This is a genomic window from Anabaena sp. 90 (genome assembly GCF_000312705.1).
GTDB lineage: Bacteria > Cyanobacteriota > Cyanobacteriia > Cyanobacteriales > Nostocaceae > Dolichospermum > Dolichospermum lemmermannii.
Genome location: NC_019439.1, coordinates 522,724 through 538,049 on the forward strand (window position 1 = coordinate 522,724; position 15,326 = coordinate 538,049).

15 protein-coding genes and 1 other RNA gene are annotated in these 15,326 nt (G+C 36.2%); 5 read left to right on the plus strand and 11 right to left on the minus strand.

Annotation, left to right across the window (positions count from 1 at the left end; all coding sequences use genetic code 11):
- The first annotated feature begins 57 nt into the window (after positions 1-57).
- Both ANA_RS21185 and ANA_RS21190 read left to right on the plus strand, forming a co-directional pair.
- Entirely contained in the window at positions 58-2,997 is a 2,940-nt protein-coding gene (locus ANA_RS21185) for a carboxypeptidase-like regulatory domain-containing protein (protein WP_015083464.1), read from the plus strand.
- Between the two features lie 2 nt (positions 2,998-2,999).
- Complete coding sequence (locus ANA_RS21190; RefSeq protein WP_041458594.1) at positions 3,000-3,260, plus strand: tyrosine-type recombinase/integrase; 261 nt, start codon at positions 3,000-3,002, stop codon at positions 3,258-3,260.
- Positions 3,261-3,285: 25 nt separating this feature from the next.
- Here ANA_RS21190 and ANA_RS21195 read toward each other — a convergent pair whose 3' ends face one another.
- From ANA_RS21195 to ANA_RS21205, 3 genes are all read right to left on the minus strand, one after another.
- A complete protein-coding gene (locus ANA_RS21195) occupies positions 3,286-3,915 on the minus strand; it encodes a type I restriction enzyme HsdR N-terminal domain-containing protein (RefSeq protein ID WP_015083466.1) in 630 nt (209 codons plus the stop codon).
- 417 nt (positions 3,916-4,332) lie between these two features.
- Positions 4,333-4,608, minus strand: a complete 276-nt coding sequence (locus ANA_RS21200) for a lipopolysaccharide assembly protein LapA domain-containing protein (protein WP_015083467.1) — start codon at positions 4,606-4,608, stop codon at positions 4,333-4,335.
- Between the two features lie 62 nt (positions 4,609-4,670).
- Positions 4,671-6,098 (minus strand): phosphoglucomutase/phosphomannomutase family protein, encoded by a 1,428-nt coding sequence (locus ANA_RS21205; RefSeq protein WP_015083468.1) that lies wholly within the window; start codon positions 6,096-6,098, stop codon positions 4,671-4,673.
- Between the two features lie 122 nt (positions 6,099-6,220).
- Here ANA_RS21205 and ANA_RS21210 point away from each other — a divergent pair, with 122 nt between their 5' ends.
- From ANA_RS21210 to ANA_RS21220, 3 genes are all read left to right on the plus strand, one after another.
- On the plus strand, positions 6,221-7,090 hold the full coding sequence (locus ANA_RS21210) for a PD-(D/E)XK nuclease family protein (RefSeq protein WP_015083469.1): 870 nt from the start codon (positions 6,221-6,223) through the stop codon (positions 7,088-7,090).
- A 191-nt stretch (positions 7,091-7,281) separates the two neighbouring features.
- Positions 7,282-7,581 (plus strand): RNA recognition motif domain-containing protein, encoded by a 300-nt coding sequence (locus tag ANA_RS21215; RefSeq protein WP_015083470.1) that lies wholly within the window; start codon positions 7,282-7,284, stop codon positions 7,579-7,581.
- Positions 7,582-7,721: 140 nt separating this feature from the next.
- A complete protein-coding gene (locus tag ANA_RS21220; protein WP_015083471.1) occupies positions 7,722-8,000 on the plus strand; it encodes an RNA recognition motif domain-containing protein in 279 nt (92 codons plus the stop codon).
- A 280-nt stretch (positions 8,001-8,280) separates the two neighbouring features.
- On the opposite strand, the gene ANA_RS21225 is transcribed toward ANA_RS21220, so the two are convergent.
- The 8 genes from ANA_RS21225 to ANA_RS27190 form a co-directional block, all read right to left on the minus strand.
- The gene (locus tag ANA_RS21225) at positions 8,281-9,579 is read right to left on the minus strand and encodes a hypothetical protein (protein WP_015083472.1); all 1,299 of its coding nucleotides are present in this window, start codon (positions 9,577-9,579) and stop codon (positions 8,281-8,283) included.
- A 39-nt stretch (positions 9,580-9,618) separates the two neighbouring features.
- Positions 9,619-10,341, minus strand: coding sequence for a ribonuclease III (gene rnc, locus ANA_RS21230; RefSeq protein ID WP_015083473.1), 723 nt, complete (start codon positions 10,339-10,341; stop codon positions 9,619-9,621).
- Positions 10,342-10,535: 194 nt separating this feature from the next.
- Positions 10,536-11,474 (minus strand): DUF4435 domain-containing protein, encoded by a 939-nt coding sequence (locus ANA_RS21235; protein WP_015083474.1) that lies wholly within the window; start codon positions 11,472-11,474, stop codon positions 10,536-10,538.
- Positions 11,474-12,832, minus strand: coding sequence for an AAA family ATPase (locus ANA_RS21240; protein ID WP_148279143.1), 1,359 nt, complete (start codon positions 12,830-12,832; stop codon positions 11,474-11,476). The genes ANA_RS21235 and ANA_RS21240 overlap by 1 nt, the downstream gene beginning before the upstream one ends.
- A 158-nt stretch (positions 12,833-12,990) precedes the next feature.
- An RNA gene (gene rnpB, locus ANA_RS23800) (RNase P RNA component class A) lies at positions 12,991-13,356 on the minus strand.
- Positions 13,357-13,407: 51 nt separating this feature from the next.
- Positions 13,408-14,106 carry a hypothetical protein gene (locus ANA_RS21245; protein WP_015083476.1) on the minus strand — a complete coding sequence of 233 codons (699 nt, stop codon included), beginning with the start codon at positions 14,104-14,106 and terminating at the stop codon, positions 13,408-13,410.
- A 448-nt stretch (positions 14,107-14,554) separates the two neighbouring features.
- Positions 14,555-14,956: a GxxExxY protein gene (locus ANA_RS21250; RefSeq protein ID WP_015083477.1), complete on the minus strand. Its 402-nt coding sequence runs from the start codon at positions 14,954-14,956 to the stop codon at positions 14,555-14,557.
- Positions 14,957-15,110: 154 nt separating this feature from the next.
- Positions 15,111-15,290 (minus strand): hypothetical protein, encoded by a 180-nt coding sequence (locus ANA_RS27190; protein WP_235082138.1) that lies wholly within the window; start codon positions 15,288-15,290, stop codon positions 15,111-15,113.
- Positions 15,291-15,326: the final 36 nt, after the last annotated feature.

Genomic DNA, 15,326 nt, shown 5'->3' on the forward strand with positions numbered 1-15,326 from the left:
TGAAAGTCCATCTCTCAATAATGTTGAATGTAAAAAGCGGTTTTCATCCAGTTTTAGATGGACATTGGGTTAAAAGTTTTTAGATTTTACTCGGCTTGTACATCTGTTTTCGCCTTAGTATTAATTTCTGCTCCTGCCGTATTTGGAAAAACTCCAGGTCAGTCTCCTACAACGGAAGAGGTTAAAAAGTTCAGTGAAACGGTAGAGTTTTTGCGGGTTACAGATATAGAAAAATCAACCCAATCTCAACCTACTATAAACTTTATCCAGGCGGTGGATTTAGAACAAGCAAAACCAGTCTCAAGAAAATTTGATGATCAATTCCCCATTAATGAGCAAAAAATTGAGTTTTTACCGGTAACAGATATAGAAAAGCCGATTCCACCAAAAACCTCTAATAAACCACTAAATATTACTCAGTCTCCCCCGTCTGCCAACTCATTAATTCCTCCCATTGACCCTAAAAGTGTTACTGCTCAATGGGGCATTTTGCCAATTGGGATTTTAGTAGATGGCCGTGGGGTTGTCAAAAGTGCCTTGGTACGGGGGACTGAAGATGGTTCTCAGGCAATTCAATTTGATGATTGGCTTGTTCCTTATGAGGTAATAATTAAGGCATTGAATATTCGGGTGACTAATTTGCCTAATGGTCAGGTACAATTGCGATCGCCGACAGTCGTATTCGACCTTGATCTTAGTCGTCTCAGACTCGACCCCGAAATAGGCGCTGTTCTATCTATCCGTGATGTTAAAGACTGGTTTGGCATTACTCCAGAATTTGACATCGATAATTATGCTATCCAAATCAAATATCCTCGCACCAACCAATCAGTCCTCAGCAAGGCCACCGTTGAGCCACCCATTGACCTCACTAATATTCCCTATATTTTTGCCCCTTCATTCACTGTCACCACCATAAATAATCAACAATCTGCCCAAAGTTTCCGTTCCCGTGCCACTCAAAATCGAACAGTTACTAGTAGCGGTAGCTTATTAGGAGGAGCATGGCTTCTCAGTCTCAATGAAACTCAAACCGAAAATGACAACAGTTGGAGATTGGGTTCAGCCAGCTATACTCTTCAAAAAGACTCTACAGACCTATTTGTAGGCTCACAATCCCCCTTTTGGCGTAGCACCAGTCCCAATCCCTTTTGGGGTGTAACCACAGTCCAACGCTGGGGATTGACCATGTCCCCAGAGAATGGTGGAGCAGCACAAGCTCGTGTCCAACCATCGCGTTTTGGTCAAACAGTCCGAGGGAAAGCTGCTCCAGGAACTTTAGTCCAGTTACTTTCTCGCTATGATAAGCAGGTTTTTGCAGAGGTTTTAGTTGATGAATCAGGAGAGTACAGCTTTAACGATATCATTTTCTCTGAGGTGCGATTACTGTTATACGCCCAAGGGAAATTGACATCTAAACCAGAAGAAAGAATCCTTCAACTCCCAATTGTTATTGGACAATTACCTCATAAAGCTTCCGCCCTAATTGTATCAGTCGGGACAGGACGTAATAATTCTGGTAATAACAACGAGTTTTTAGGTAGCTTTACTGATTTGCGTGCAGCCGCAAGTTACCGTTATGGAATATCTCAAGAATTGACCTTAGGAGTGGGTGGTAGTTATGAAGATGGTTTTCGGGGCTTAACAGAGTTATTTTTTCAACCCGAAAATACTCCTTTACAAATTACAGCTTCAGCTTTAACGCCAACACCTCAAAGAGACTGGGAAATTAACGCAAATATTCGCTACAATCCTAACTCCAAACTCCAGGTAAATCTAGCTACAGATTTGCAAGGTAGCCGCCTGAGAATTAATCAAAATATTTTACCCAATTTATCGGTATTTAGTAATTTTAATTATGACTACAGTGCTAATTCGCCTTTTAGGTACAATATCGGTACAAAAGCTAGTTTATCAGGACGAAAATTTTCTGCTTCTCTAACTCTGGAACGGGATAATGTGAGTAACCTACAATGGAATTTCACTGCCAGAAAAGATAATTTTGAACTCAAACACTTTCGTAATGACTTCAGTACCCAAACTAGCCTTATTTATGATATTTTAGATAACTCTACGTTAAAGGAATACAATTCTTATAGTTCTCTAGTTTTAAATTATCAAACCCTTGCCCCAATTAGTTCCACCAGTTCCACAGGTAATTCTTTATTATCTCTAAGTTGGCGGTTTAAGCCTAATAAGTCTAAGTTCGAGATAGATTTAGGCTATAGCATTGGCTCAGAAGGATCGGGATTTATTACTAATTTTGCCCATGAAATCTTTTCTGGTTTATTTTTACAAGCTAATTATAGTAATATTGGTTTAGGATCAAATGCAGATAGATTTAGGCTTTCCCTTGCATCTTGCTTTGACTTCAAACGTGGTTTTTGTTTAAATGATTCTTTCCAGGCTAGACCCAGAGTGGATAACGGTATTCTTTTTAAACCATTTTTTGATAAGAATAACAATGGCATTAAAGAGCCGACAGAGCCTTTAATTCTCAAGAACTCAGGTTCACTTTTAATTGTCAATAACAAGCCTGTTTTCCAATATCGATCAGAAGTTACCGATAATGGGATTATTGCATCCCTAAAACCAGGAATGTATCGCCTGGATTTAGATCTTTCTGGTTATCCTTTAGATTGGTCTCCTACTAAAAATACGGCTGTGGCGATTGAAGTTGTGGCGGGAGGTTTTACAGAAGTTGTTATTCCCTTTGCTAGATCCTACACCCTATCGGGAACTGTGACTGATGCTAAGGGAAAAGTTGTCTCTGGTGCTAGGGTTGAAGCTGTATCTTCTACTTCTAATCACAGGGTTTTTTCTATTACGGGTAGTGGTGGGATGTATTATCTAGAGGGATTAATTGACCGTAAGTATAATCTTTTGATCAATAATATTCCAGCAGAACCAAAAACAATAGATTTAAGTGAATCCTCTGAACCTTATCAACAGCTAAATTTACGACTTAGTCCGTCAGTGGAAAAAAACCTGTTGTAGTGGTGTCAATAGCCGCGCGACCTTTGTATGAATATATTTATCACGGTGGACGAGATACTGAGAGTTTTTACACTTTTACTTCTCAACGCAGTGAGCGGCTAACTGAAGCGGGCATTCATCGCTGGTGGAAAAACATTAAAGCACAAGCAAATGTTGAAGAGTGGGAACTTATCCATGATGTAACTTTTCATGATCTGCGACATGATTTCGCTCACCGAGCGCGTGAAGCCGGAGCGTTTATGTTTGCGAGCCGCAATAGTTAGGTACACTGAGCCAACTTTGAAAAATTCAAGCAGTTACCAATTGAGTTAAATGCTTGAGAATACGCAGCACGTCGTACAATTCATTTCCAGGATTACGCATTAAAAAACCTTTTGATAAAGCATAACGGGGTGGTTTTCCTTTTACTAATTTCACAAAAATAAACTCGCTACCTGTGGCAATCATCCCAAAACTGGGTTTATCAGGATAGGGATTACCTAACATATAAGAGAGAATTTGTGCGAGTCCTTCTTCAATAGAAAAAGAAGCTTTTTTTGATTCAATAATCATCACCCAGAATTGGTCTTTTAAAACTAAAATATCCATTCTGCCTTTGATGATTACGTCTTCATCTGGTACGGCAATATCTATAGATTCTTCTGATTTTACATAAAAGGGAGATAGGTAAAAATCACCGATAAAAAGTATCGGATCTACAACTGCCATGCGGACAACATCTTCTAGTAATGGCGGATAATTGAGAAGATTCAAGTAACCAGCTTTTATTTTGTTTAAAAGTTGTTTATCTAAATCTGTAAGTTCTGGTAATTCTTCTTGCCATTCCCAAAATAATTGTCCATCTAAAACTAACTCAATGCCAAAATTATCAATTAAGTAGCGTAAATCAATATCTCTCGCTTGGAGTGTTTGTGTCATAATTTGGGAATTGGTGATTGGTGATTGGGAATTGGTGATTGGTAAAATTTAACTCCTATTATATTATATAAATATTTACCGGAACTTCTTATGGCGAGGAACAATGACTATTACCTGTCATGGCGAGGAACAATCATTAGTGACAAGTTAAGGAAAAGGGGAAATTGTCAAGGGGGTATTTGCAGAGGTCAATAATCATGGGAAACTCAATATAGACAAGCAATTGAGCGAATTAAAACTATCTCTGATTTAGTAACTTGGTTAAATCGGCATGAAAATTAATTAAGTGGGTTATCTTTTATCTCTTTCTCTTTGCGTCTTTACGTGAGAAAAACCCAAAATCAAGATCCCCGACTTCTACAAATTCAATTTGATAAATAACAAAATTTATCAAAGAAGTCGGGGATCTAAAAACTTCTAAAAATCCTCATCATCAACAAAAAACTCTGCATCCTCATCTACCCTAGATTGCGACTCTCCCAACCCCCAGAGAGGCTGCAAAACTGCTGTACCTAACAAACCGACAGCCACACTAAAAGCTAACATCAACCCCAAGGGAATTTGGATTGATTGAAAACCCAAAAACCGTAAAGATACAGAAGTAGCATTTTGGACAGAAATGAGAGCGATCGCTACTACCCAAATAGCTATAATTAGTAATATTAAAAAATTCGCCAATATTTTCAAAATCATAACTTAAAAATATAAACGTTGCCAAAAATGTAGAGACGTTCCATGGAACGTCTCTACACTGTCTATGCTAACTTAGCAATTTCAGCTTCCATGAATTTAGCAATCTGACTAAGTTTTTCTGGTGAGTTAGTTTCCATATACACTCTCACCAAAGGTTCTGTTCCAGAAGGACGCAGCAACACCCAGCTACCCTCTTCTAAATACAGTTTAATACCATCTTTCCTTCCCACCTCTTTCACCGCAATTCCTGCCACTTCTGACGGCGGATTTTGGGTATAGGAATCAATCACGGCAACTTTGTGATCTTCCGTCAGGTGTAAATCCAAGCGATTGTTATACAAAGGACCATCAGCTTCAGCGATCGCTTCCTGTACCAACTGACTTAAAGGCTTACCTTCATAAGCGATCGCCTCAGCCACCAGCATATCTGCTAAAACCCCATCTTTTTCAGGAATATGGCCAATGATACTTAAACCACCGGATTCTTCTCCACCAATCAAAACAGCGGTTTCCCGCATTTTCTCACCAATGTATTTAAAACCTACCGCAGTTTCATAAATTTGCAAGCCATACTTAGCAGCAAAATTATCTAATAAATGCGTAGTTGCCACAGTCCTAACAATTGCACCGCTCTTACCCTTGTTTTTAATCAAATGCCGTGCTAGAACTAACAACACTGTATTGGGAGTGAGAACATTACCTTGTTCATCAACAATACCAAAGCGATCGCTATCACCATCGGTAGCCAAACCCAAATCCGCATGATCAGCTTTCACCGCTGCCACCAACTCAACTAACTGTTCCCCTTTGGGTTCAGGCATACCACCACCAAACAGCACATCTCGCCAATCGTGGAAACTTTCTAATTGACAACCACAGTGTTGCAAGACTTCATCTAAATATCCCCGTGAGGTAGAATAAAGGGCATCATATTTGACCTTTAAATTCGCACTTTTAATTTTTTCCACATCCAACAAGGTGTAGATAAAATTCAGATAATCGGGCTTAGGATCAAAAGTAGAAATTGTCCCAGATGGGTTACTGCCAGGTAACTCATCCGATGCTGTTTCTATGTTGGCGACAATAGTATCAGTAATTTCTGGAGTTGCAGGACCTGCATAATCGGGAATATATTTAATCCCACAATAGGGTGCAGGATTATGACTAGCAGTAAACATCAAAGCCCCTGCGGAGTTGAGCAGACGCGCATTGTAGGCAATTACTGGAGTGGGACAATCCCGATCAGTAATTTTCACATTCCAGCCCAAATCCGCCAAAACTGCGGCAGATGCCTGGGCGAACTCGTCAGCTAAAAACCGTGTATCGTAGGCAATTAAAACAGGTTTGTCTTTACTATAGGCAGTTTCCAGATAACTAGCGATTGCCCTGGTTACTTTCCGTACATTGGGAAAAGTAAAATCATCGGCAATAATTCCGCGCCAGCCGTCAGTCCCAAACTTGATTTTACCGGAATTGCTAGGGTTACTCATATTGCCACTCTCTCCCGTGCATGATTATTGCTATTTACTATTAGGAAGCATCCCGCAAAGCTGTGGAACAGCCACTAAGCCGCAAGTATCCCCAAAGTAATTTCTCTCACTCTACATGAGCAATGTCAACCCCCGATAGACCCTTTGTTAGTTACCACCTTTGGTCTTTATTTGCCCCCAGCCGGGGACAGGAACATTGGCATTGCCAAATGAGAAGAGGATTTATCAAAGCGCGACAGCATGAACCCCAAGTTAAAGCTTTATTGACAACAGCTACCCCACCCCAGCGCATTGGCATTCTTGCCCAAAAAGGCGTATATGAGTTTCATCATCACCTGCATTGGTTAACTCAGGCTGATGGTGTGGAAAAAGTGGCGAGGTTATTGAGATTGAGTCAAACCCATGAAACAGTTAAATATCGGGTATTGCAAATTTTAAGAAAATATCAAAATGCCCCTTTATTATTAGGTAAACGAATTCTGGAATTAACTTCCGGTGATGAAGGTTTTCCTAAACCGATTGTGATTGAAAAACAAGATTATTGCTTTCGGTTATATGCCGCTATGGACTGTATATTTATTGAGTCTGATAGCACCTTACATATTTTAGATTTTAAAACGGGTAGATCGGCTTTTGACCACAGACAAGCATTAGTTTATTTACTTGCAGCCCGTTATCTTTATCCTGGCAAACCCGCAGTTGCATCTTTTTATAATTTGGAAGCTGGCAAAAAATCGGAATTAATTACTATTAGTAATAGTGAATTTAAAGCTTTAGAATCTGAGTTAGCAAATATTGCCCATCAACATCAAGAAGATTTGCAACAATATGAAGCTAAAAATAGCAACTTCAGTCAAATATTTCCCCCAAATCCCGGCAACCATTGCCGTTTTTGTGCCTTTAGTTCTATCTGTGAATTTGCTGATTTAAAACTACCAAAATCCTATTCCATGCCAATTACAAAATCTCATCCTTCTCCCACATCTTCGTGAGTCGTACTTTGGTGATTTGGGCTTTGGCTAGTTGTTGTATGGGACGGTTGGTGATTTGGAGGGTTATGCTACCGGAGAAAAAATTTCTATGCCCAATTAGAAAATAAACCTTAATTACGGGTATTATATGGTTGAGGCATTTCTTTTATTCATACTGTAAATGCCCATTTTTTAATTTCTGGAGCTATTCAATGTCAATTTACGTCGGTAATTTGTCCTATCAAGTCGCAGAAGAAGACCTCAAGCGGGTTTTTGCAGAATATGGAACTGTAAAAAAAGCTCAACTACCTATTGACCGAGAAACCGGACGTGTCCGGGGTTTTGGCTTTGTAGAAATGAGTTCAGATGCAGAAGAACAAGCCGCAATTGCTGCACTTGATGGTTCTGAATGGATGGGACGCAGCTTGAAAGTTAATAAAGCTAAACCCAGAGAAGATCGTGGTGGTGGTGGACGGGGTGGCGACGGTGGCGGCTATTCTCGCCGTTACTAAGTTTGAACATCCACAATAAATCATAATTTTATCAAGACACACAAAATATGTGTCTTTTTTAAATCCTATGGCGGATTTTATCTAAGTGCTGATATTATAGTTAAAGAACAAGTCAAATTTTTAGTGTTCGGAGCTATTCAATGTCAATTTACGTCGGCAATTTATCCTATGAGGTTACGGAAAATAACCTAACTGGGGTTTTCGCAGAATATGGAAAAGTGAAGAGAGTCCAACTACCCACTGACCGGGAAACTGGTCGGAAAAGAGGTTTTGCCTTTGTAGAAATGGAAAAAGAGGCAGAAGAAACAGCCGCAATTGAAGCACTTGACGGTGCTGAATGGATGGGACGCAGCTTAAAAGTTAACAAAGCTAAACCCAAAGAAGATCGTGGTGGTGGTGGTGGACGCGACCGTTACTAAGTTTTGCCATTAAGACTCTAATTATCATATTTTTAGGACAGAGGAAATCTCTGTCTTTTTTTAATTTATACAGCACTTTCCGGTGTTATGAGGTACATATCCAACGGGCAAGACTTGTACTGAGCTTGTCGATAGCGCAGCGTGGCGTTAGCCATAGTATGCCCGCACTACAAGAGTTTCATAATTCAAGTTTGTACCTCATTAGAGCGAAATCTGCTATATATAACCGTTTCAATTCATGCTATTGTCCGATTTCTCAAATTTTCAGTAAACTTATATTTTAACAAAATCTCTTAAAGAATGATAAGTCAATACCACTGAAATTAATGCTAAACGCAATATTCAATTGTTCTAAAGTTTCCACTAACCAGCTAACAGAATTAGTGGTAGAGTTTTCATAGTGATTAAATAAAATTGCAAATTTTCCTTCTAAATGTGGTTTTACTTTCCGACAAATCAGGACAATTTTTAATAATAAACCCATTGTGGGGACTGTTCCTTGATTACTAATCAAATCCAAGAACACAAAATGCTGTGGTGATGATTTGTTATGAACAACTAAAAAGTTTAATAAATTACCACAAGTTCTCATCAATAATAAATCATTAACTTTTTGTTCATCTGCTTGAGGCAAAATATTTTGTAAATATTTATATAGTTTTTGATTAAATTGTTTTTTTCCGTAGGAGTTATCTACGGAAGATATTAAATATTCATATAAATCATTTTTAAAATTGCGGAAATTTGCAGCTTGTCCGCCGTATTTTATGAATTGTTGGGCTGATTCATGATATGTATTACCATGTTCGACTTTACCAACAAAATACTTTAAGGTGGTATATAATTCACTATCAGTTAACAATGTCGGATTATTTACCGGGCGCAAAATTCGATTAGCTTCAGCCGTTGTCGTGTTTTGCAACATCTGAATTCGCCGCACTTTATAAGTGACATATTGTGATAAATAAATTTCAAATTTATTTTGTACCTGTGATTGAAAATGTCTCACAGTTTCTTTTTGTTCAAAGGTAGAGTCTTCAGTCATTAAATAATGTTCATATAGATAAGGATAACGGCGAATTAAGGTCATTAGTGGTTGATCATCTCGTCTCTTCGCTAGAGGATAAGTCTCATTTACTACCTGAGTAAATCGTTGTAAAATTAAATACTGTTCGCTGCCAACAAACTGTTTGATTAATTCACGGAGACGGCTAATTTCGCGGTAACGTAAATTATTAACTTTATAAGTAGTAGGTATAGTATTAAATAAACTTATTAAATCAGAAATTGCCCTATGTAGTAGGGGGTTCATGTGCCAGTAGTTGATGAGAATATGACAACACCGATTCAGAAAAAACTTAAATTCTTCAGGTGCGGTCTTAGATGCGGTAATTTTGTCTAAAATTGGCAAAATTTCTGGTTCAGGATAATTCGCTCTTTCAATAAATAGGGACCGAAATCTAGCCAACATTTGGTCGAGAGATTCTTTTTGCACTAACTTTAATAAGTGCTGATAGATTAACTGTTGTTCATGATAACAGTCATGATAGTAGTGATCATAGTTTAATTTATGTTTCATGATCAATTGATGTTCTAAGCGCTTTGGCGGTTGCTATAATTACTCATCTGTAACAGGTATGCTAATTGCTGAATAGGCAACTTTGGCAGCGGCTTGTTCAGCGGCTTTAATGGAGCGTCCTTTTCCTTGTCCTAACATTTTTTCATGTAGCCAAACTTCAGCAAAGAAGCGTTCATGAGTGCGGTGGGGTTGACTGACTTCCAAAACTCGATATTCTGGGAGAACTTTGAATTGGGCTTGAGTCCATTCTTGCAAAGCCGCTTTATAATTGAGTCTAGCAGGGTCAAGACGGATTTCTGTGGTTAGCTGTTGGAAATGGGGATCTAACCAAGGACGAATCAGGTTAAGATTTTGAGTGCTAAGGTAAAGCGCTCCGAGAACTGCTTCAAAAGAATCTGCTAATCGTGATTCTTGCCCGATATGATCAGCAGTAGCACTACCAGCCACCAATAAATATAATTCTAAACCATATTCTCTTGCTAGTTGGGCGAGAATGCGATCGCTCACTAAAACCGAACGAATAGCGGCAAAATCACCGACTGAGCAATCAGCATAATGTTCCCATAATACCTCAGCCGCCACGAGACGTACCACCGCATCGCCCACAAACTCTAGTTGTTCATAATTGGCGGTATCAGAGACGGTAGGATGAGTGAGAGCCAAGTCCAATAATTGCCACTTTATCGGTGAATCTAGTGACAAACCAAACTTTTGGACTAAACTTTCAAGCTGCCGTTGACGGCGGGGATAAACGCTGGACATTAGGTAAATGTGGAAAAAAGGGCTAATAACTCTTAACTTAGCATTAAATTATAAAGTATAAATACAAGTCTGTTTTTTGTTTAAAAACTTACTGTGTTAGCATTTTCATAACTTCAACTAGCTGCGGAATGTAGAATTAGCATAGAATACCATACAATAAAAACATAAAAGAAGAGATAGACTGACATTTATTCCTATTGTATCACTTGCATTAAATAAGCATTCAAACTTTCAGGGGTTTCAGCATAGCCATTAAATGCTGTAAGTGCTTGTTCATTGGTAAGTATAGGATGTGGACTGGTATAGTCATTATTAAAAGTGAAACTTAATTTTTCTGCAATGAACAATTTACTTTTACAAGAATCTCTTAAAATTAACCTTAAAAAGAGTAACACAAACCACATTTCATATTTTCCTCGGAAAACCTTATAATGTTCACAATTAGTAAATTCTTCCATTTTATTATTTAAAATATCTGCTGTAATTTCTGGAGCATTTGGAAACTTTTGTTTAATTTTTTCCAAGTCATAATTTACCGAAACTGAGTCTAAAGTTAAATAAATAAAATCTTTGGGGAATTTATCATCTAGTTCTACACCTGTTTTTGTTCCTGTAGTATTTCTAATTTCTATCAAACAAGCATACCAAGCATTAAATAAAATTGTAGCTTGATGAAACTCTTCTTGTCTATCTTTAAAAAGAGTTAAACAAACTTGAAAATCTGGATCACTAACCTCTGATAAATGAAATTCATTTTTGATAATTTCTTTGAAAACATTTACTGAAACATAAAAATTTTCAATTGAATAACAAGATGTTTCAAATATTGGTGGGTTATGAGGTGGTAAAGGTTCATTAAAATCTCTATCAATGAAAAATGCTTTTTTGTACTTATCATATTCTCTATGAATAGTAATAAGTCGGTAAACTTCTAACACTTTCTCTCTACCACCACAATGGATAGGGTGATAATTATTAATAAAGTGCTTGATTCTTGGCACATAATAAGCATTATCTTTACCTTCAAAAAAACAAAATAAACCATCTTTATCTTGTCTTGTATGCAGGGCAAATTCTTGATAGGAAACCTGGGGTTTATCTCGACTCTGTTTGAGTTTATCTAAGTATGACATTAGGCTATAATCATTTCTGAAGGTTGAATATATTGGTCAAATCCAATAGCATATTTATCTAGTTCATTATCAAAAATAAATGGAGAGTGAGTTACTGCTAAAAGTAATTCGCATTTTCCTGAATTGATAATATCTGGAAGTAATTGTCGTTGCCAGATCATTGATAATGATAATTCCGGTTCATCAAAAAGTATAATAAATCTTTTGTTACTTTCAGAAAGGTATATTTTGGAAAATGTAGAAATAATTTGCTTTTCTCCAGAAGAAAGTTTACTCAAGTCAATTTCAGCATCAGTTTTTTTTGATTTGATAAATATTTTGATGGCACTTTCATCATAAAATACTCTTTTATTGATTAAATATTTATTACAAACGTCTTTAAATTTCTTCACCGAGTCATCTAATTCTTTTTGTTTATCATATATTTCTACTAATTTTTTTAAAATATAAGTTAGTGATGGATTTTCAAATGATTGATTTTTAACACTATTTCTAATTTCATTTTTATCATTTTCAGATAATTCTTTACCAACTCTTGCTAAAATAATTTCAATATCATTTTCATTAATTTTACTTAAAAAATTATTATCTGTGTGAGAAAATCCTTTTATTAATTGACTTAAAATTTCCGAAGTGATTTTAGAAAATCCTTCTTTTAAGAGTTTATCAATTTTACTTTCAATTTGAGTAAAACGTTTTTGCACATCATCCATTCCAAACTGAATCAGTGTATTTTCTTGATTTAAAATTTCATCATCATTATAACCTAAATTATGTAAATCTTCTTCAACCCGTCTATAAGTGGGAAAATACATAATCTCAGTATTTCCAATTCCTGATTCAATTTCTTTTTCACATTGACTAAAAAAAGGGTTGAATATGTCTACTCTTTTTCTCCCAATTTGTATAACAAAAGTACCGCGTTTTCTTGGTTCATAGATAGTTTTATAATCATCTGAAGTATAGACCAAATCTATTCTACTTTGTATAAATTTATTTTTTAAAATCTCAGTTTTAAAAAATAAATCCTGATAGCGACTTGGATGTGTAATTTGATGATTAACTTCATCCATAATTATAGGATTATCGTAAATTTCTTTAACCAATTCATCTACATAAAATTTAGTGATCTCGATAGATTTTCTATCATTAAATGATAAAACTAATCTATCAAATTTAAATTCACCAAGTTTAAAAAAATTTCTTGTCAAAGTATAATAAAAAAGATTTAAAACTTGAGTTTTGCCAATTCCATTTTCACCAACTAGTATTTTGATATTTTCATCAAAAGGAATGTGTATATCATCTGTTCCAAAAAGACCAGACACAGAAAAAGATTTTATATTACTTGTGTTCATTTTATTGTTCATATTATTACACATAAATATATTATATATCAAATGTTTGAAACTAGCTCTATTCAAAATTTCATTAGCTAAAATGTTTCAGTCTCTCTCATTTTCTGTAGTAATTGAAAAAACGAACTATGGAAAATAAAAAATCCATAATTCGCTTAAAGAGAGAGTCGGTAGTAAGCCGGGTTCTGTTCTCTTGCGAGGGCAGTTATCTATCTGGGATGCTTGTTACCAAACACCTCTAGCGGCTCTTTTTCAGCGGAACTGGTAAAAGACCAACCGTAGTTCCTTGTGGCCTTGCTCCCAACCGGGGTTTACCGAGCCAACGCCTCTCGACGCTGCTGGTGCGCTCTTACCGCACCTTTGCACCCTTACCAACCAATAAATTGACTGGCGGTATCTTTCTGTGGCACTATCCTCACGATCACTCGCACTGGACGTTATCCAGCAAGTCTGGTCTTTCGGGAGCCCGGACTTTCCTCAAACCAGTCTGAATGACTAATCTGCAACTGCCTACGCCTACTCTCTCTTTCTCTAGTTTACTTTTAATTACATGAAAATCGCAAGACTCAGATAGATTACTTTTTATTCCAAGGTAAAGCGTAGGTCCAAGGGATTTTTTTAATAGTAAAAGGACAATTAATAATTGACACTGGAGGAACATTTATTCCCGGTGCAATACCGGCTCTGATTTCTGAAATTCGCAATACAAGTTGTAAGGAAAATTCTAAATTTTTTTTGCCATCTAAAAAGTCTTTATATAACTTTTTATTCCCTTTAACTCCCGCTACATTAATTAAAGGTGAGGCTGGTTTATAGACTCCTGATTCTTTATCTCTTTGAAAAACATCTTCTGCGGTGACATTTTCAGAAATTGTCTTTTTAGGAGCAATAATTGTCGGAACTTGGGGTATAGCTAAATCGCGGGTTAAGTCAGGAGATTTGCGAATTACCCGCCGCGACTGCTTGCTATGTTCAACCACGAAAGAACTATTATCCCAGTCAACATATATGGCAATACTATCTGATTTATTTTCAACACTCATTGATAATTCTTTTAGATCAGTTTCCACTTTATCTAGTCCATAAGTACCTGTCTTGAAGGAAATACCCACTGTATCTTGGAGATTTTGTGCTTTTAATTGATCATCAACAGCACCTTTTTGGAAATCAACTTTTACTATATCGTCTATAGATGCAATCATGCGATTGATTGTCCAATAGACAACAAGTATATAAATCATCAAAATAATCAGATTTTGGTCGCCACTCTGCATTTTTATAACCCTGATTTTCTACCAATTTCAAAATTGTAACATAGTCTAAACTATGATTTTTATGATTTATGTGATTTATGTGATGAAGTTGTATGATGCAATTGAATGTAATTTTTACAGGTGTGACTCTAAATCATCCAAATCATAAAAATCACAAGAATCATCCAAATCATAAGAATCATAGTTCAGACGTTTTATGATTTATGTGATTTATGTGATGAAGTTGTATGATGCAATTGAATGTAATTTTTACAGGTGTGACTCTAAATCATCCAAATCATAAAAATCACAAGAATCATCCAAATCATAAGAATCATAGTTCAGACGTTTTATGATTTATGTGATTTATGTGATGAAGTTGTATGATGCAATTGAATGTAATTTTTACAGGTGTGACTCTAAATCATCCAAATCATAAAAATCACAAGAATCATCCAAATCATAAGAATCATAGTTCAGACGTTTTATATTTCTTATTAGTAAGTCTTTTAAAGTTCAAACTGGTTTCACCGAAATTGATTAGTAACCCAATCTCAAGATTATATGCTTCTAAGTAGTTAATTGCTTGTGCAAAATGAACGTCTTCTAATTTAGTTACTGCTTTTATTTCAACTGAAATAACACCTTCGACCAAAAAATCTACTCGTCGTGTTCCTATTTGTTGTTTTTTATAAAAAATCGGCATTTCAAATTCTCTTGCAAAAGAAATACCCGCTAATTGCATTTCAATTACCAATGCCCTTTGATAAATAACTTCTTGAAAACCATTACCCAATGTTTTATGCACAGTCATAGAACATCCAATGATTTTGGATGTCAGTTCCGAGTATTTATACTTTTCATTGATCATCTTTTTTTGACCCTAACTTACCCTACCTTACTTGATTATTGTCTAAACTATAATTACTTTGATTCAATGATTACCATATTAAATCATCATGATCACCAAAATCACTACAAATCATAGTTTAGACAGATGCAGGGAAAGAAAAGCAGTTCATAAATTAACTCGCGTGTTCCCAGTCGCTGAGTGATTCAGACTGTTGATTTTTAGCTTTAGTTTTCCGAACTGGTACTTTAGGAGTCCCAATATCAACAGGAGAAAAAGACTGTTTCTTTTTAGTAGACTTGCGTTCTTGTGTATTTTTCATGACTATTTTCACTTCCTGAAAACTTTTAACCACATTTACATTATCAACTTTGATTTATCAACTCCCGGA

Bases quoted from the DNA above. Each gene is read 5' to 3' on its own strand.
- ANA_RS21185 (WP_015083464.1), top strand. From the start codon at position 58: ATGGACATTGGGTTAAAAGTTTTTAGATTTTACTCGGCTTGTACATCT.
- ANA_RS21195 (WP_015083466.1), bottom strand. From the start codon at position 3,915: ATGACACAAACACTCCAAGCGAGAGATATTGATTTACGCTACTTAATT.
- ANA_RS21200 (WP_015083467.1), bottom strand. From the start codon at position 4,608: ATGATTTTGAAAATATTGGCGAATTTTTTAATATTACTAATTATAGCT.
- ANA_RS21205 (WP_015083468.1), bottom strand. From the start codon at position 6,098: ATGAGTAACCCTAGCAATTCCGGTAAAATCAAGTTTGGGACTGACGGC.
- ANA_RS21210 (WP_015083469.1), top strand. From the start codon at position 6,221: ATGTCAACCCCCGATAGACCCTTTGTTAGTTACCACCTTTGGTCTTTA.
- ANA_RS21215 (WP_015083470.1), top strand. From the start codon at position 7,282: ATGTCAATTTACGTCGGTAATTTGTCCTATCAAGTCGCAGAAGAAGAC.
- ANA_RS21220 (WP_015083471.1), top strand. From the start codon at position 7,722: ATGTCAATTTACGTCGGCAATTTATCCTATGAGGTTACGGAAAATAAC.
- ANA_RS21225 (WP_015083472.1), bottom strand. From the start codon at position 9,579: ATGAAACATAAATTAAACTATGATCACTACTATCATGACTGTTATCAT.
- rnc (WP_015083473.1), bottom strand. From the start codon at position 10,341: ATGTCCAGCGTTTATCCCCGCCGTCAACGGCAGCTTGAAAGTTTAGTC.
- ANA_RS21235 (WP_015083474.1), bottom strand. From the start codon at position 11,474: ATGTCATACTTAGATAAACTCAAACAGAGTCGAGATAAACCCCAGGTT.
- ANA_RS21240 (WP_148279143.1), bottom strand. From the start codon at position 12,832: ATGAACACAAGTAATATAAAATCTTTTTCTGTGTCTGGTCTTTTTGGA.
- ANA_RS21245 (WP_015083476.1), bottom strand. From the start codon at position 14,106: ATGCAGAGTGGCGACCAAAATCTGATTATTTTGATGATTTATATACTT.
- ANA_RS21250 (WP_015083477.1), bottom strand. From the start codon at position 14,956: ATGATCAATGAAAAGTATAAATACTCGGAACTGACATCCAAAATCATT.